At 71.0% G+C, this 16,316-nt stretch carries 18 protein-coding genes and 1 rRNA gene; 13 read left to right on the forward strand and 6 right to left on the reverse strand.

Annotated features, from left to right (window positions below; genetic code table 11):
- The first annotated feature begins 1 nt into the window (after window position 1).
- Window positions 2-2,608 (forward strand): FHA domain-containing protein, encoded by a 2,607-nt coding sequence (locus ACSNOG_RS17655; protein ID WP_436753595.1) that lies wholly within the window; start codon window positions 2-4, stop codon window positions 2,606-2,608.
- A 99-nt stretch (window positions 2,609-2,707) separates the two neighbouring features.
- Here ACSNOG_RS17655 and ACSNOG_RS17660 read toward each other — a convergent pair whose 3' ends face one another.
- Together ACSNOG_RS17660 and ACSNOG_RS17665 are read right to left on the reverse strand one after the other, a co-directional pair.
- Entirely contained in the window at window positions 2,708-3,415 is a 708-nt protein-coding gene (locus ACSNOG_RS17660) for a transglycosylase SLT domain-containing protein (protein ID WP_436753596.1), read from the reverse strand.
- A gap of 346 nt (window positions 3,416-3,761) precedes the next feature.
- Complete coding sequence (locus ACSNOG_RS17665; protein WP_436753597.1) at window positions 3,762-4,460, reverse strand: nitroreductase family protein; 699 nt, start codon at window positions 4,458-4,460, stop codon at window positions 3,762-3,764.
- A 122-nt stretch (window positions 4,461-4,582) separates the two neighbouring features.
- On the opposite strand from ACSNOG_RS17665, the gene ACSNOG_RS17670 reads away from it, so the two are divergent.
- From ACSNOG_RS17670 to ACSNOG_RS17685, 4 genes are all read left to right on the forward strand, one after another.
- Entirely contained in the window at window positions 4,583-5,761 is a 1,179-nt protein-coding gene (locus ACSNOG_RS17670; RefSeq protein WP_436753598.1) for a GAF domain-containing sensor histidine kinase, read from the forward strand.
- 40 nt (window positions 5,762-5,801) lie between these two features.
- Window positions 5,802-6,455 (forward strand): response regulator, encoded by a 654-nt coding sequence (locus tag ACSNOG_RS17675; RefSeq protein WP_436753612.1) that lies wholly within the window; start codon window positions 5,802-5,804, stop codon window positions 6,453-6,455.
- Between the two features lie 163 nt (window positions 6,456-6,618).
- Window positions 6,619-6,855 (forward strand): chaplin, encoded by a 237-nt coding sequence (locus ACSNOG_RS17680; protein ID WP_436753599.1) that lies wholly within the window; start codon window positions 6,619-6,621, stop codon window positions 6,853-6,855.
- A gap of 180 nt (window positions 6,856-7,035) precedes the next feature.
- Window positions 7,036-7,485: a chaplin gene (locus ACSNOG_RS17685; protein ID WP_436753600.1), complete on the forward strand. Its 450-nt coding sequence runs from the start codon at window positions 7,036-7,038 to the stop codon at window positions 7,483-7,485.
- An 89-nt stretch (window positions 7,486-7,574) separates the two neighbouring features.
- Here ACSNOG_RS17685 and ACSNOG_RS17690 read toward each other — a convergent pair whose 3' ends face one another.
- On the reverse strand, window positions 7,575-8,381 hold the full coding sequence (locus ACSNOG_RS17690) for a hypothetical protein (RefSeq protein WP_436753601.1): 807 nt from the start codon (window positions 8,379-8,381) through the stop codon (window positions 7,575-7,577).
- A 90-nt stretch (window positions 8,382-8,471) separates the two neighbouring features.
- Here ACSNOG_RS17690 and ACSNOG_RS17695 point away from each other — a divergent pair, with 90 nt between their 5' ends.
- From ACSNOG_RS17695 to ACSNOG_RS17710, 4 genes are all read left to right on the forward strand, one after another.
- A complete protein-coding gene (locus tag ACSNOG_RS17695; RefSeq protein WP_436753602.1) occupies window positions 8,472-9,281 on the forward strand; it encodes an ABC transporter ATP-binding protein in 810 nt (269 codons plus the stop codon).
- A gap of 70 nt (window positions 9,282-9,351) precedes the next feature.
- A complete protein-coding gene (locus ACSNOG_RS17700) occupies window positions 9,352-9,774 on the forward strand; it encodes an NfeD family protein (RefSeq protein WP_436753603.1) in 423 nt (140 codons plus the stop codon).
- A gap of 129 nt (window positions 9,775-9,903) precedes the next feature.
- A complete protein-coding gene (locus ACSNOG_RS17705; protein WP_058045024.1) occupies window positions 9,904-10,848 on the forward strand; it encodes an SPFH domain-containing protein in 945 nt (314 codons plus the stop codon).
- Between the two features lie 84 nt (window positions 10,849-10,932).
- Window positions 10,933-11,703 carry a sulfite exporter TauE/SafE family protein gene (locus ACSNOG_RS17710; protein WP_436753604.1) on the forward strand — a complete coding sequence of 257 codons (771 nt, stop codon included), beginning with the start codon at window positions 10,933-10,935 and terminating at the stop codon, window positions 11,701-11,703.
- Here ACSNOG_RS17710 and ACSNOG_RS17715 read toward each other — a convergent pair.
- On the reverse strand, window positions 11,700-12,194 hold the full coding sequence (locus ACSNOG_RS17715; RefSeq protein WP_436753605.1) for an HNH endonuclease: 495 nt from the start codon (window positions 12,192-12,194) through the stop codon (window positions 11,700-11,702). The genes ACSNOG_RS17710 and ACSNOG_RS17715 overlap by 4 nt on opposite strands.
- Before the next feature lie 393 nt (window positions 12,195-12,587).
- Window positions 12,588-13,127: a YbhB/YbcL family Raf kinase inhibitor-like protein gene (locus ACSNOG_RS17720; protein ID WP_436753606.1), complete on the reverse strand. Its 540-nt coding sequence runs from the start codon at window positions 13,125-13,127 to the stop codon at window positions 12,588-12,590.
- 116 nt (window positions 13,128-13,243) lie between these two features.
- Here ACSNOG_RS17720 and ACSNOG_RS17725 point away from each other — a divergent pair, with 116 nt between their 5' ends.
- Together ACSNOG_RS17725 and ACSNOG_RS17730 are read left to right on the forward strand one after the other, a co-directional pair.
- The gene (locus ACSNOG_RS17725) at window positions 13,244-13,708 is read left to right on the forward strand and encodes a ribonuclease domain-containing protein (RefSeq protein ID WP_436753607.1); all 465 of its coding nucleotides are present in this window, start codon (window positions 13,244-13,246) and stop codon (window positions 13,706-13,708) included.
- Window positions 13,705-14,136: a barstar family protein gene (locus ACSNOG_RS17730; protein WP_436753608.1), complete on the forward strand. Its 432-nt coding sequence runs from the start codon at window positions 13,705-13,707 to the stop codon at window positions 14,134-14,136. Before ACSNOG_RS17725 ends, ACSNOG_RS17730 begins: the two co-directional genes overlap by 4 nt.
- A gap of 43 nt (window positions 14,137-14,179) precedes the next feature.
- On the opposite strand, the gene ACSNOG_RS17735 is transcribed toward ACSNOG_RS17730, so the two are convergent.
- Window positions 14,180-14,962 carry a sporulation protein gene (locus ACSNOG_RS17735; protein ID WP_436753609.1) on the reverse strand — a complete coding sequence of 261 codons (783 nt, stop codon included), beginning with the start codon at window positions 14,960-14,962 and terminating at the stop codon, window positions 14,180-14,182.
- A gap of 83 nt (window positions 14,963-15,045) precedes the next feature.
- Here ACSNOG_RS17735 and ACSNOG_RS17740 point away from each other — a divergent pair, with 83 nt between their 5' ends.
- Window positions 15,046-15,717 carry a DNA-3-methyladenine glycosylase gene (locus ACSNOG_RS17740; RefSeq protein WP_436753610.1) on the forward strand — a complete coding sequence of 224 codons (672 nt, stop codon included), beginning with the start codon at window positions 15,046-15,048 and terminating at the stop codon, window positions 15,715-15,717.
- 530 nt (window positions 15,718-16,247) lie between these two features.
- Window positions 16,248-16,316: ribosomal RNA gene (locus ACSNOG_RS17745) — 16S ribosomal RNA — on the forward strand; the annotation flags it as partial.

Raw genomic sequence — 16,316 nt, forward strand, 5'->3', positions numbered from 1 at the left:
AGTGGGGCATGGAGTGCCGGAACTCGTACTGGAATTGAATGGACAGACCTGGACGCTCGATCCGTCCAGGTCCTACACCCTCGGGCGGGATCCGCAGGGTGACATGGTGCTGCAGGACGCCCGCGTCTCGTGGCGGCACGCCACCGTACGGTGGGAGGGCCGCAGTTGGGTCATCGAGGACCACGGCAGCACCAACGGCACGTACGTGCAGGGCCAGCGGATCCATCACATGGAGATCGGCCCCGGCTCGACCGTGCACCTGGGCAACGCGACGGACGGCCCCCGGCTGAACCTGACCGCCGGCGCCGCGGGCGCCGGTGCCGGCGTTCCCGCCGCGGACCTCTACAGCGCGCAGACCGCCATGGCCGCGCCGCTGCACCAGGCTCCGCCGCAGCACACGCCGCACCAGCCGCCGCAGCACCAGCAGCCCGGCGCCTGGCAGCAGCCCGGGCAGTACCAGCAGCCGCAGCAGCACCAGCAGCCGGGCGGCTGGCAGCAGCCCCCGCAGCAGGCGTACGTCCCCCAGCAGCCGGGGCCCGGCGCGCACCAGCCCCCGGCGCACGGCGGCGCGCCCTCGCAGGGCGGCGCCCCGCCCGTCTACGGCGACCGCAGCCCGACGAGCTTCCACCAGATGGCCGTCGGCCGCGGCACGATGCGCATCGGTCGTGCCCTGGAGAACGAGCTGGTCGTCTCCGACCTCCAGGTCTCCCGGCACCACGCCGAGTTCCGCTCCACCGGCGACGGCCGCTTCGAGATCGTCGACCTCGGCAGCCACAACGGCACCTACGTCAACGGTCAGCCGGTCCGCCAGCAGATCATCGGCCCCAACGACATCGTCGGTGTCGGTCACTCCACCTTCCGCCTGGTCGGCGACCGGCTGGAGGAGTTCGTCGACACCGGCGACGTCTCCTTCTCCGCCCGCCACCTGACGGTCACCGTCGACGGCGGCAAGCAGATCCTCAAGGACGTCTCCTTCGGCGTCCCCGAGAAGTCGCTGATCGCCGTCATCGGCCCCTCCGGCTCCGGCAAGTCCACCCTCCTGAAGGCGCTCACCGGCTACCGGCCCGCCAACGAGGGCGACGTCCTCTACGACAACCGGAATCTGTACAAGCAGTTCGCCGAGCTGCGCCAGCGCATCGGCCTCGTGCCGCAGGACGACATCCTGCACAAGGAGCTCACCGTCCGGAAGGCGCTGCGCTACGCGGCCAAGCTCCGCTTCCCCGGTGACACCGCGGCCTCCGAGCGCGAGGCCCGGATAGACGAGGTGCTGCGCGAGCTCAAGCTCGACATCCACAAGGACAAGAAGGTCACCGCCCTCTCCGGCGGCCAGCGCAAGCGCGTCTCGGTGGCCCTGGAGCTGCTGACCAAGCCCTCGCTGATCTTCCTGGACGAGCCCACCTCCGGCCTCGACCCGGGCATGGACCGCGATGTCATGCAGCTTCTGCGCGGCCTCGCGGACGACGGCCGCACGGTCCTGGTGGTCACCCACTCCGTCGCCGAGCTCGCGCTCTGCGACAAGCTGCTCGTCATGGCCCCCGGCGGCTCCGTCGCCTACTTCGGCCCGCCGGAGGAAGCGCTCAACTTCTTCGGCTACGAGACCTGGGCGGACGTCTTCTCGGCCTTCGAGAACTACCGCGACTACGACTGGTCGGGCCGCTGGCGCGGCTCGCAGCACTACCAGATGTACGCGGCCGACATCGACGCCGTCGCCCCGCAGTCGGTGCACGTCCAGCCGCAGATGGTGCGCCCGCCGAAGGCCCAGAGCTGGGGCTCCCAGCTGTGGACGCTGATGCGCCGCTACGTCTCCGTCATCGCCTCGGACCGCGGCTTCATGGCCCTGATGCTGCTCCTCCCGGCGGTCCTCGGCGGCGTCAGCACGGTGATCCCGTCCGACTTCGGCCTCGGCCCCGCGAGCAAGGGCCACTTCAACCAGGACGCCGGCACGATCATGCTGATCCTCGCGGTCGGCATGTGCTTCTCCGGCGCCGCCAACTCCGTCCGCGAGCTGATCAAGGAGCGGGTGATCTACGAGCGGGAACGGGCCGTCGGCCTCTCCCGCTCCGCTTACCTGATGTCCAAGGTGGTCGTCCTCGGCATGATCACCGCGGTGCAGGGCGCCCTGATCTGCGCCATCGGCTTCTCGGTCCGCAAGCTGCCGGAGAACGGCCTGGTCTTCAAGGCGGCGCCCGCCCTGGAGCTCTGCCTGGTGATCATCGCCCTGGGCTTCACCTGCATGATGATCGGCCTGGTCATCTCCGCCCTGGTGAAGACCTCCGAGAAGACCATGCCGCTGCTGGTCATGTTCGCGATCGTCCAGGTCGTCTTCACCGGCATCCTGTTCAAGATCTACGACTCGCCGGGCATCGAGCAGTTCGCCTGGCTGATGCCCGCCCGCTGGGCCATCGCCGGCGTCGGCACCACGCTGGACCTCTCGCACGTCATGGCCCCGTTCGACAAGAGCAGGCCCCCCAAGCTCGACCCCCTCTGGGAGCACACCGCCACCCAGTGGACGATCGACATCGTGGCCCTGATCGTCATCGGCGTCGCCTGTGGTTTCGCAGTCGCACGTTTGCTGCGCCGCCACGAGCCGGAGGTCATGCGCAAGTAGTCCCGCGCCGGACCGCACGGCCGTCCGCACCTACGCCGAAGGGCGGCACCCGCACCGGGTGCCGCCCTTCGGCGTATGTCGCTGTCCGCGCTCTCGCCCTTAGTAGGCCGAGTTCACGTTGTCCATCGAGCCGTAGACCTTCCACGCGTAGTTGCACGCGGCGGTGATGTTGGCGACCGGGTCGTAGATGTCCCAGGACGTGCCCTCGACGTGGTACGCCTTGAAGGTCGGGTCGATCACCTGGAGCAGGCCCTTGGAGGGAATGCCCTTGGCGGCGTTGGAGTCCCAGAGGTTGATGGCCTTCGGGTTACCGGTCGACTCCCGCATGATGTTGCGGTAGATGCCGTTGTAGGAACCCGGAATACCCTTGGCCTTCATGATGTCCAGGGATTCCTTGATCCAGCCGTCAAGGTTATTGGCGTAGGTCTTCGGGGCCGGAGCGGCGGGCGCGGCCTGGACGGGCTTGCGCTCCTGCGAACGGCTCGCGGCCTCCTTCTCGGCGCGCTCCTTGTCGGCCTTCGCCTTGGCGGCGGCCTCGGCGTCCGCCTTCTTCTTGGCCTCGGCCTGCGCCTTCGCCAGCTTGGCGGCGTTGTCGGCCTGCTTGCCGATCTGCTCCTGCTGCTCCTGGGCGCCGAAGGCCTCTGCGCTCCACGCGACGGGCTTCACGGCGATGGACTGCTTGTCCGAGTCGGACGAGCCCGGTATCGCGGCGACCGCCAGAGCGGCGACGGCTGCGGCCGAGACGCCGGCGGCGGTGAACTTCTGGACCTTGGTCAGGCGGCTATAGCCAGAGATGGGGGAGCGCATGTTTGTGCTGAACCTCTTCTGATCGCTTCAAGTCGCAATGGCCCGGATCGGCCGCGCAAAAGCGCCGCGTCTTCGATCGACGGCGCCGGTGCGACGGGGGCAATTCTTAGCGGCCGCAAAATGCTGTGGCAAAGGTGTGACGTACTATCCGGCTTCGTTGCCGGGGCCCTGGCGGGGAGGGGCGAAGCGAAGGTCAAAAGGGCCCCTGCCACCCGCTTACGCCGGTTTTATGCGCCCACTAGGCGAGGTCGTAGGTGACGTGCGTCCTATGCGCGGCGTCACACCGGGCGAGCGCTCCCGTCGCCCGGTGCGACCGGCTTCGTACGCTACGTGGCCGCCCTGCGGGTCAGACCTCCACCAGCACCTGGTCGAGGCTCTTGCGCACCAGGTCCGGCACCTGGCAGTCGTCGGCGGGATAGCCGACGGGGATCACCGCGAAGGCCTTCTCGTTCGCCGGGCGGCCCAGCACTTCGGCCAGGAACCGCATCGGGCTCGGCGTGTGCACGAGGGCGGCGAGCCCCGACAGGTGCAGCGCGGACAGCAGCATCCCGACCGCGATGCCGACCGACTCGTCCACGTAGTAGTGCTTGCGCTTCTCCCCGCCCTCGCCCAGCCAGTACCGCTGCTGGAAGACCACGATCAGCGCGGGCGCGTCCGTCAGGTGCGGCTTGACCTCGTCCGTACCCAGCGGGCGCAGCGCCGCCAGCCACTCCTCGCCCAGCCGCCCCGCGTACGACAGCTGCTCCTCCTCTTCGGCGGCGGCACGGATGCGCCGCCGCACGCCGGGGTCCTTCACCAGAACGAAGGTCCACGGCTGCTGGTGGGCGCCGGAGGGCGCGGTGGCCGCGCAGGCGACGGCGTCCCGGACGACCTGCTCCGGCACCGGATCGGCGGAGAACTGCCGCACCGTGCGGCGCGCGTCCATCCGCTCGCGCAGCTCCGCGGCGCGGGCGAGGGATTCCTGGCGGGGCATCCGCCGGGGCCGGTAGGGCACCGGCCGGTAGGGCTCGCCGTGGGTGGGTGTCCACTGGGTTGGTATAGACATGATGGGTACATGCCCAGGGGAGGGCCCGGGCAGCCGCCCGACCACCGGCCTAAGCCGAACGACCCAGGACCGGCCGCCACCGGTCCGATCCCGGGCCGCGGACGCCTCGATACGGTGAAGCCATGACCACCGGCCCCCGCTCCGGCCTCACGGCCGTGAGCACCGCGCTCCTCGCCATGAACAGACATCTGCAGGTGCACGACGTCCTCAAGACGATCGTCGTCTCCGCCCGGGAACTGCTGGACGCCCGGTACGCGGCCCTCGGCGTCCCGGACGACCACGGCGGCTTCGCCCAGTTCGTCGTCGATGGCGTCAGCGACGAGCAGTGGAAGGCCATCGGCCCGCTGCCCCGCCAGCACGGCGTCCTCGCCGCGATGATCCAGCACGCGACCCCCGAGCGCCTGGCCGACGTCCGCTCGGACCCCCGCTTCGGCGGCTGGCCCCCCGCCCACCCGGACATGCGCGACTTCATCGGCATGCCGGTCGCCGACGGCGACGAGGTCCTCGGCGCCCTCTTCCTGGCGAACAAGAACCGCCCCGCGCGCCCCGGCGAGCCGCCCTGCGGCCTCGAGGAGGCCGGACCCACCTGCGGCTTCACCGCGGAGGACGAGGAGCTGCTGAGCGTGCTCGCCCAGCACGCGGCCATAGCCCTCACCAACGCCCGCCTCTACGAGCGCAGCCGCGAGCTGACCATCGCCGAGGAGCGCGCCCGCCTCTCCCACGAGCTGCACGACGCCGTCGCCCAGAAGCTCTTCTCGCTGCGGCTGACCGCCCAGGCCGCCGCCGCGCTCGTCGACCGCGACCCCGCCCGCGCCAAGGAGGAGCTGCACGAGGCCGCCCGGCTCGCCGCGGAGGCCACCGACGAGCTGCGGGCCGCGGTGGTGGAGCTGCGGCCCGCAGGGCTGGACGAGGACGGCCTCGTGGCGACCCTGCGCACCCAGGTCCAGGTCCTCGACCGGGCCCACACCGCCAAGGTCACCTTCGCCTCCCACGGCATCCGGGCGCTGCCGGCCGCCCAGGAGGAGGCGCTGCTGCGCGTGGCCCAGGAGGCCCTGCACAACGCCCTGCGCCACTCCGGAGCGGGCCGCGTCCAGGTCACCCTCACCCGGGCCGGCCAAGGGGCGGCACTGTGCGTCGCCGACGACGGCTGCGGCTTCGAGCCCGAGGCCGTCCGCCGGGCGGGCCGCCACCTCGGCCTCGTGTCGATGCGGGACCGCGCGAGCGGTGTCGGCGGCAGTCTGACCGTTAGCTCGGAGCCCGGGATGGGCACCGCGATCGAGATGGAGGTGCCCGGTGGCTGAAGAAGACAAGGGCAGCGCGGAGCGCTTCGGCCCAAGGGTGGTGGCGGGCGACGGGCGGGTGATCCGCGTGGTGCTGGTGGACGATCACCAGGTGGTCCGCAGGGGCCTGCGCACCTTCCTGGAGGTCCAGGACGACATCGAGGTGGTGGGGGAGGCCGCGGACGGCGCGGAGGGCGTCGAGCGCACCGAGGAGCTGCGTCCGGACGTCGTCCTCATGGACGTGAAGATGCCCGGGACCGACGGGATCGAGGCGCTGCGCCGGCTGCGGGAGCTGGAGAACCCCGCCCGGGTGCTGATCGTCACCAGCTTCACCGAGCAGCGCACGGTCATCCCCGCCCTGCGCGCGGGGGCGGCGGGCTACGTCTACAAGGACGTGGACCCTGACGCCCTGGCGGGCGCGATCCGCTCGGTGCACGCGGGCCACGTCCTGCTGCAGCCCGAGGTGGCCGGGGCGCTGCTGTCGCAGGAGGAGGCCGGGCACGGCGGCCAGGGGCGGGGCAACGCGCTGACCGAGCGGGAGCGCGAGGTGCTGGCGCTGATCGCGGACGGCCGTTCGAACCGGGAGATCGCCCGGGCGCTGGTGCTCTCGGAGAAGACCGTCAAGACCCACGTGTCGAACATCTTGATGAAGCTGGACCTCGCCGACCGCACGCAGGCGGCCCTGTGGGCCGTCCGACATGGGATCGGAGCCTGATCGGCACCCGGCCGCGGCAAAGCGGAACGTCGCGTTCTGATCAGAGATTCATACGACCGTGTGGTGGTCGCTCCGGCCCCGCAACCCGGATGGCCGCGGCCCGTTCTCCATGGCGTACCGCGGCGGCTGGCCGTGGCAACGCCCTAGGAAGGTCATAAGAAGAGTGAAGAACATGAAGAAGGCCGCAGTCATCACCATCGCCGCCGGCGGTCTCGCCCTCGCCGGTGCCGGTGCCGCTTCCGCGCACCAGGCCGACGGCAAGGCGCAGAACTCCCCGGGCGTCGTCTCCGGCAACGTCGTGCAGGTCCCGGTGAAGGTCGCCGCCAACATCTGCGGCAACACCATCAGCGTGGTGGGCGTGCTCAACCCGGCCGCCGGCAACCTCTGCGTCAACAAGTAGTACCGGCGCATCCCGCCTGCCCGGTGCGCCCTGTATAGCCCGGGCAGGTGCGGGCGAGCAATCGTCCGAACGAGGGCAACACCGCCGATGGCCGTGCCGTCGGCGGTGCGCTGGCGTTCATCACTACGCGACCCCGCGGCTGGGGCCGCCGAGAACGTCAGCAGAAGGAAGACCCTCACCATGAACAGTGCCAAGAAAGCCGCTCTCGCCCTGGCGGTCACGGGGCTCGCCGTCGGTTCCACCGTGGGCGCCGCGTCCGCTCACGACCGCGGTGACCGTCACGACCACAGTGACCGTCAGGTGCACCAGCACCGGCACCACCCCGGGGGCGCCATCGCCAACGGCGTCGCCAAGGGCTCGCCCGGCGTCGTCTCCGGCAACGTCATCCAGATCCCGGTGCAGGTGCCGCTGAACGTCTGCGGCAACACCATCGACATCCTCATCGGCCTGCTGAACCCGACCTTCGGGAACACGTGCGTCAACGCCAGCACCGGCTGGGACGAGCACCGCAGCTACCACGAGCACCGCGGTCACCACGACAAGCACGGCCACGACGGCGGTCACTGGAACGGCCACGACCGGCACGACGGCCACGACGGTCACTGGGGTGGCCACGGCGGGCACCACTGACCCGTACGGCGAACCGGCAAGGCCCCGCGGACCCTCTGGGACCGCGGGGCCTTCCCGCATCACCGGCGGCCGTCGCTCGCGGCCGCCGCTCAGGGCCGCCTGCGGGCCCTCTCCTCGACGATCGCGTTGTACGCGGCCACCTGGGCCCGCCGGGCCGTCCGCTCCACCGGACGCAGCGCCTGCGCCCGCGCCGCTATCTCCGACGCGCTCACCGCGGCCCCGTGGTCGCGGCCGCCGCCGTCCCCCGGCTCATGGGCGATCGCGATCAGCGCCCCCACGCGCTGCGCCAGCTCCAGCACGCGCACCGCCCGTGGCGGATACCCCGGTGCCAGCACCTCCCTCCCGCGCTCGGCCCGCGCCCGGTACGCCTCCAGCGCCGCCTGCGCCACCGGGCCCGACCCGGCCACGTCCAGGCGCGTGAGCACCTCCGTGGCCTCGCGCAGCGCCTCCGCGAGCTCCCGCTCGGCCTCCCCGAGCGAGGGCACGTCCGCCGGCGGCGCGTCCCGCACGGGCAGGCAGTGCCAGATCACCTCTACGTGCACGTCACCCTCCGGCCCGGCCTCGTACACCTCCGGCACGAGACCCAGCGCGGCCCCCGTGGCGACGACCGCCTCTCCGGCCTCCAGGGCGCGCGCATTGAACTCCGGAGGTCCGCTGAGGCCCAGCGGGTGGCCGGGGGCCGGCAGGGCCAGGCGCAGCCCCGTGGCGCCGAGCGCCCGCAGCCGGCCGAGCGCGAGGGTCAGGCCGACGGGCCCGGATTCACCGGGGAGGCCCACGACGCGGTGGACGGCGTCATCCCCGGCGATGTGGTGCGCGGCGTCATCAGGTGCGGCAAACCCCGCAATAAGGGCATTTCCCCACGCGGTGAGCCGTCCTGAGCGATGTTCATCGAGCATGGCCACCAGCCTAAGGACTGGTGTCCCCGGCGGGTGGCGTAGGTTTTCCCTGGGGGCTGCGCTTACCGGCGCCGCGACGACGAGACTGCAATGGGAGACAACGCGCTCATGAGCGAAGTGCTGGAACTGGTGGACGTATCCGTGGTCCGCGAGGGCCGGGCTCTGGTGGACCAGGTCTCCTGGTCGGTCAAGGAGGGGGAGCGCTGGGTCATCCTCGGCCCCAACGGCGCCGGCAAGACCACCCTCCTGAATGTCGCCTCCAGCTACCTCTTCCCGACCACGGGCACGGTCAAGATCCTGGGCGAGAAGCTCGGTGCGGTCGACGTCTTCGAGCTGCGCCCGCGCATCGGCGTGGCGGGCATCGCCCTCGCCGACAAGCTGCCGCGCAGCCAGACCGTCCTGCAGACCGTCCTCACCGCCGCCTACGGCATGACGGCCACCTGGCAGGAGAGCTACGAAGAGGTCGACGAGCAGCGCGCCCGTGCCTTCCTCGACGTCCTCGGCATGACGGACCTGCTGGACCGCAAGTTCGGCACCCTCTCCGAGGGCGAGCGCAAGCGCACCCTCATCGCCCGCGCGATGATGACCGACCCCGAGCTGCTGCTCCTCGACGAGCCCGCCGCGGGTCTCGACCTCGGCGGCCGCGAGGACCTCGTGCGCCGTCTCGGCCGGCTCGCCCGCGACCCGCTCGCCCCCTCGATGATCATGGTGACCCACCACGTCGAGGAGATCCCCGCGGGCTTCACCCACGTCCTGATGATCCGTCAGGGCAAGGTGCTGGCCGCCGGCCCGGTCGAGCTGGAGCTCACCTCGCGCAACCTCTCCCACTGCTTCGGCCTCCCGCTGGTCGTCGAGCGCCGGGGCGACCGCTGGACGGCCCAGGGCCTGCCGCTCTCCTGACCCGCGAAACCAGGGCGCCCGGCTCCCGGGCGCCCTGTCCCGGGGCGGTCACCGCCCCTACCATGACCATGTGGACACATGGGTGTGGTGGCTGGTGGCCGCCGTCGGTCTGGGCATCCCGCTGGTGGTGACCGCGATGCCCGAGTTCGGCATGCTCGCGCTCGGCGCCGTCGCCGCCGCCGTGACCAACGCGCTCGGTGCGGGCACCGTGGCGCAGTTCATCGTCTTCGCCGCCGTCTCGGTCGCCCTCATCGCCGTCGTGCGCCCGGTCGCCATGCGGCACCGCGCCCAGCGGCCCGAGCTGGCGAGCGGCGTGGAGGCCCTCAAGGGACGGCAGGCCGTCGTCCTGGAGCGGGTCGACGGCAGCGGCGGCCGGATCAAGCTGGCCGGCGAGATCTGGTCGGCCCGCGCGCTGGACTCCGAGCGCACCTTCGAGGCGGGCGAGCACGTCGACGTCGTCGAGATCGAGGGCGCCACGGCCGTGGTGATGTGACGTGATCCCAGGCAAGCCGTCTCCGTGAACTGCGGGCAACGCCTGCACGGCGGCCCCGCGTTCTGAAAGACTCGAACTGGATCAACCCGGTCCACACCCGATCAACGACCAGAGGCACGGGGAGCCCCGATGGAACCGATCATCATCGTCCTGATCATCTTGGTGGTGCTCGTCTTCATCGCCCTCATGAAGACGGTGCAGGTCATTCCGCAGGCCAGTGCCGCCATCGTGGAGCGCTTCGGCCGCTACACCCGCACCCTCAACGCCGGCCTGAACATCGTCGTCCCGTTCATCGACTCCATCCGCAACCGCATCGACCTGCGCGAGCAGGTCGTGCCGTTCCCCCCGCAGCCGGTGATCACCCAGGACAACCTGGTCGTCAACATCGACACCGTCATCTACTACCAGGTGACCGACGCCCGCGCCGCCACCTACGAGGTCTCCAGCTTCATCCAGGCCATCGAGCAGCTCACCGTCACCACCCTGCGCAACATCATCGGTGGCATGGACCTGGAGCGGACGCTCACCTCCCGCGAGGAAATCAACGCCGCCCTCCGCGGCGTCCTCGACGAGGCCACCGGCAAGTGGGGCATCCGCGTCAACCGCGTCGAGCTCAAGGCCATCGAGCCCCCGACCTCCATCCAGGACTCGATGGAGAAGCAGATGCGCGCCGACCGTGACAAGCGCGCCGCGATCCTCACCGCCGAGGGCATCCGCCAGTCGCAGATCCTCACCGCCGAGGGCGAGAAGCAGTCCGCGATCCTGCGCGCCGAGGGCGAGGCCCGGGCCGCCGCCCTGCGCGCCGAGGGCGAGGCCCAGGCGATCCGTACGGTCTTCGAGTCCATCCACGCCGGCGACGCCGACGAGAAGCTCCTCGCCTACCAGTACCTCCAGATGCTCCCGAAGATCGCCGAAGGCGACGCCAACAAGCTCTGGATCGTGCCCAGCGAGATCGGAGACGCCCTCAAGGGCCTGAGCGGCGCCGTCGGCAACCTCGGCCCCATGGGCGGAGCGCCCAAGTCCCCCCGGTCGCCCAAGGAGCCCCCGCGCCGCGAGCAGCCGGGCATCGACTGACACCCGCCCTCTCCTGCATGATCAGCAAGGCCCCCCGACCTTCCACGGCGGGGAGGCGACACCCTGATCTTGAAGGAGATGGCCTTGTCCATCTGGGAAGCACTCGCGGTCTTCGCCGCCGGCATCGGCGCGGGCACCATCAACACCATCGTCGGCTCCGGCACCCTGTTCACCTTTCCGGTGCTCCTCGCCGTCGGCCTGCCGCCGGTGACCGCCAATGTCTCCAACACCATCGGCCTGGTCACCGGCAACATCAGCGGCACCCTCGGCTACCGGCGTGAACTCCGCGGCCAGCGCGCCCGCGCCGTCCGCCTCGGCCTCACCGCACTCGTCGGCGGCCTCGCCGGAGCCGTCCTGCTGCTCGCCCTGCCCTCGAAGGCGTTCGACGCCATCGTGCCCGCCCTCATCGGCCTCGCCCTGGTCCTCGTCGTCCTCCAGCCCCGGCTCGCCAAGGCCCTGGCCCGCCGCCGCGAACGCAACGGCACCGCGGGCGAGCACACCGACGGCGGCCCCGCCCTCGTCACCGGCCTGCTCTTCGCCAGCGCCTACGGCGGCTACTTCGGAGCGGCCCAGGGAGTCCTCTACCTCTCCCTGATGGGCCTGCTCCTGCGCGAGGACCTCCAGCGCATCAACGCCCTCAAGAACCTGCTGGCCGTCATCGTCAACGGCGTCGCCGCACTGTTCTTCGTCTGCGTCGCCCACGTCGACTGGACCGCCGCCCTGCTCATCGCCGCCGGCTCCACCCTCGGCGGGCAGATAGGCGCCAAGGTCGGCCGCCGCCTCTCGCCCACGGCACTGCGCGGCATCATCGTCGCCGTGGGCGTCGTGGCCATCGTGCAGATGCTGCTGCGCTAGGCCGCGGAGCTGCGCCGTCCGGGGACGCCGTACGCACCCGTGGCGAGCAGCAGCGACTCCGCCGGAGTGGGCTCGAAGGGGAGGCTCAGCAGCGGCATCCCCGCCTGCTCCGGCGTCCGGTCCGCCTTGCGGTGGTTGTCCTCGGCGCACGCGGCGACCGTATTCAGCCAGCTGTCCTCACCGCCGCGCGACCGGGGCACCACGTGGTCGACCGTCGTGGCCCGCCGCCCGCAGTACGCGCACCGGTGACCGTCCCGCACCAGCACCCCCCTCCGCGACCAGGGCGCCCGTCTTCGGAACGGCACCCGGACGTACCGGCAGAGCCTGATCACCTGCGGCGCCGGCACTTCGACGGCCGGGCCCCGCACCCGGCGCCCCGGGCGGGCCTGCTCGACCACGGCCTTGCCCTGGAGTACGAGCACCACCGCACGCCGCAGCGACACCGTCGCCAGCGGCTCGAAGCTCGCATTGAGGACCAGCGTCTCCCGCATCCCGGCCACCTCCCGGCTCATTCCCGCCCCAGCGGCGAGGTGGCTCAACTGTGCCGCCGCAGCCGAAGACCGACAACGCAATTTCCGTACGCCAAAGGAGCGTTGGCGGTGGGTGGGATGCGGGCAGGGAAGAGGACGGAGAAGGGAGCCGGGGGGCAACGCTCCGGGCCCTTCCCCCGTAACGAACACGGGCCCGGAGCGATGGCAGCGGACGCGGTCGCCCGGCACGCAGCCCGGCTCCGGCAGGCCGCGGACGCACCTGCGCCCCGCCGCCCCCGCCACTGCGGTGTCCACTGCCCGACGGCCTATGCGGAGCCGTCAGCCATGCACCACTGTGCGATCCGGGACGGCGGGGCGCAACGGAATTTCCGGGCGCGCCATGCCGGTTGCAGGTCAGCCCGCGGCCGGCACCTCGTACTCACCGATCAGCTGGGCCCGTCCCAGCGCGTGGAACCGCAGGTGGAAACCCACCACCGCGGGCGACGCATCGGCGTCCGGGCCGAGCTTCTCCTGGTCCACCGCGTACACCGTGAACACGTAGCGGTGCGGCCCGTCGCCGGGCGGCGGAGCGGCACCGCCGAAGTCCCGCGTGCCGTAGTCGTTGCGCGCGTGCACCGCGCCCGCCGGAAGCCCCTTCATGTCGCCGCTGCCCGCGCCCGCCGGAAGCTCCGTCACCGACGCCGGGATGTCGAACAGCACCCAGTGCCAGAACCCGCTGCCCGTCGGCGCGTCCGGGTCGTAGCACGTCACCGCGAAGCTCTTCGTGTGTGCGGGGAAACCCTCCCACCGCAGCTGCGGAGAGACGTTCCCACCGCTGTGGACCTGATCCCGGCCGAGCGTCCCACCGTCCGTCAGATCGTCACTCGCCACCGCGAACGAGGGCACCGGCGGATGGAAATCGTGGGGGAGCGGCCGTCGCTTCTGCTCGGACACCTCTGAGCCTCCTGTAACGCGCGGACTACTGCGGAACGCTGCGGAACACTGCGAACGCCAGCCTAACGAGCCCGCCTGACGAGCCCGCGGAGGCTCCGGCTGAGACGATACGAAGCGTGCTTCGACAGTTTGGCCCCATCGGACGACCGGCCGGCCGCGCCCTGCGCACCCTGACCGTCCTCCTCGCCACCCTCCCCCTGCTCCTCCTGCCCGCCTGCTCCTCCTCCGACGGCAGCAGCAAGAAGGGAGAGGGAGGCGGCGCCTCGACCGCCGCGCCGCCCGCGCCCACGTGGGCCCGCGGAATGAAGACCGTCGCGAAGGAGAAGCTGCCGCCCGAGGCCCGCAAGACCCTCGACCTCATCGACAAGGGCGGTCCCTTCCCGTACGACAAGGACGGCACCGTCTTCGGCAACTACGAGAACCGGCTGCCGAAACAGACCCGCGGCTACTACCACGAGTACACCGTCCCCACGCCCGGCGCCCGCAACCGCGGTGCCCGCCGCATCATCACCGGCAGCCACGCCGAGCGCTACTACACCAGTGACCACTACCAGACCTTCGAAGCGGTGGTACAGCCATGACCGACCTGCTGCCCGCCCCCGGCCTCACCGGCCTCCTCCTCGGCACGACCCGCCCCGGCGTCTACCGGCTGCCCCCCACCGACACCACCCCCCGTGTCGTGGCGCTCGCCGCCGAGGCCGACTGGCGCGGGGCGACCCTGCGCCTCGGCGGCGTCACCACCAAGACCGCCTTCATGGACCGGTGCGCCACCGACCTGGAGCTCCCCGACTGGTTCGGCCGCAACTGGGACGCCCTCGCCGACTGCCTCACCGACCTCTCGTGGTGGCGGGAGGAAGGCAAGGCACGCGGCTATCTCGTCCTCGCCGAGGAGTGGACGGCCTTCCGCAAGGCGTCGCCGAAGGACGCCCGCACGGCGGAGGCGGTCTTCGGCGACGCCGTCGACTACTGGGCCGAGGCCGAGTCGCCGCTGGCGGTACTGCTGGGGTGACCCGGGCCGCGCGCCCGGGGGCGAGCGGTGCCTGCGGCGGGGCTCAGAGCCAGTTGCGCCGGCCGCCGACCTCCGCCAGCCACTGGTTGAGGTACGCCGCCCAGTCCGTCTGCCCGTACGCGTGCAGGTCGACCGTGAACGAGCGGTACGTGTCGCTGCCCTCGGAGAACAGCCCCGGCTTCTTGTCCATCTCCAGCACGACGTCCATCTCGCGGTCGTCCGCGACGAACGACAGCTCGACCTCGTTCAGCCCCCGGTACTGCGACGGGGCCCGGAATTCGATCTCCTGGTAGAAGGGCAGCCGCTGGCGCGTCCCCCGGATCTGCCCGCGCTCCAGGTCGGCGCTCTTGAACGCGAAGCCCAGCTGACCGAACGCGTCCAGGATCGCCTGCTGCGCCGGCAGCGGGTGCACGTTCACCGGATCGAGGTCGCCGGAGTCGACGGCCCGGGCGATCGCCAGGTGCGTCGTCACCCCGACGTCCATGCCCGTCAGGTGCCGCCCGAGGAACGTGGTGACCGGCGTCTCCCAGGGCACCTCCAGCCCGAACGGCACGGAGTGCACCGCCCCGGCCTCCACCGTGAACGCCCCGCCCAGCTGCATGCGGGTGAACTCCACGTCCTGCTTGTACTCGCTGTCGTCGCCCTCGACCTCCACCCGGGCCTGCAGCCCGACGGACAGGCCCTGGATCTCCTGCGCGACGGAACCGCCCTGGATCCGCACCTCACCCTGGACGATGCCGCCCGGGACGACGTTCTCCTCGAACAGCACCGTCTCGACCGAGGCACCCCCGGCACCCAGGCTCGCCAGCAGCTTCTTGAACCCCATGACCGCGACCTCTCCCTACCGGACCCGCGCCCCCACTGATTCGGAGCGAGTCCTTCCGTTCTTGTCCGTTACGCTCGATTGGCATGATCGCCGCGCCTGACCGTATGCCAATCGCCCGCGACTTCTTCGACCGTCCCGTCCTCGAGGTCGCCCCCGAGCTGCTGGGCCGGACCCTCGTGCGCACCACCCCCGACGGACCGATCGAGGTCCGCATCACGGAGGTCGAGGCGTACGCGGGCGAAGCGGACCCCGGCTCGCACGCCTACCGCGGCCGGACCGAGCGCAACGCGTCGATGTTCGGACCACCCGGACACGCGTACGTCTACTTCATCTACGGCATGTGGTTCAGCCTCAACCTCGTCTGCGGGAAGGAGGGCACCGCGAGCGGCGTCCTCCTCAGGGCGGGCGAAGTGATCAAGGGGCAGGACCTGGCCCGGGAACGCCGGCCCAAGGCCCGCAAGGACCGGGAGCTGGCCCAGGGCCCCGCCCGCCTGGCCACGGCACTGAGTGTCGACCGCAGCCTGAACGGCACCGACGTCTGCGCGGGCCCCGGCGCCCCGCTCGCCGTCCTCGCCGGCCACCCCGTCTCCCCGGACCGGATCCGCAACGGCCCCCGCACGGGCGTGGGCGGAGAAGGGGCCACCCACCCGTGGCGCTTCTGGACGGACGGCGACCCGACGGTCAGCCCGTACCGCGCGCACGTTCCGCGCCACCGCGGAGGCCGCGGCAAGACGGCCCGCCCAACCGGTGCTTGACTCTCGGCCGCCGAGGACCTAACGTAGCCCGAGCCGCTTGAGACGGACGTGCCCTGTGCACGGACCGGTGGGCGGCACAATCACTACTACGAGGTCACCCCGGATCGGGGTCATATTTGCTGTGCCGAAATATGACGCTGATCGGCTCGATTAGGAGCCGCCGGGAAGAACCGCTAAAGTAGTGAACACCCCGCCGACAGGGGATCGGAAAACGAATTCGAGCCGGGAACGGCACGGAAAACGATCTGATAGAGTCGGAACACGAAATACCGAAGGGAAGCGCCCGGAGGAAAGCCCGAGAGGGTGAGTACAAAGGAAGCGTCCGTTCCTTGAGAACTCAACAGCGTGCCAAAAGTCAACGCCAGACTATAAAATACCCCGTCCTCAGCTTCGGCTGGGACGCGGTTCCTTTGAAAGTCCTGCTGGTCCTTCGGGGCTGACAGGCAACACAGCGAGGACGCTGTGAACGGCCGGGATTATTCCTCCTGGTCGTTCCGCTCTCGTGGTGCTCACCCGATTACGGGTAAACATTCACGGAGAGTTTGATCCTGGCTCAGGACGAACGCTGGCGGCGTGCTTAACACATGCAAGTCGAACGA

Origin of the sequence: Streptomyces sp. URMC 124, from assembly GCF_051386455.1 — a bacterium.
Classification (GTDB): domain Bacteria; phylum Actinomycetota; class Actinomycetes; order Streptomycetales; family Streptomycetaceae; genus Streptomyces.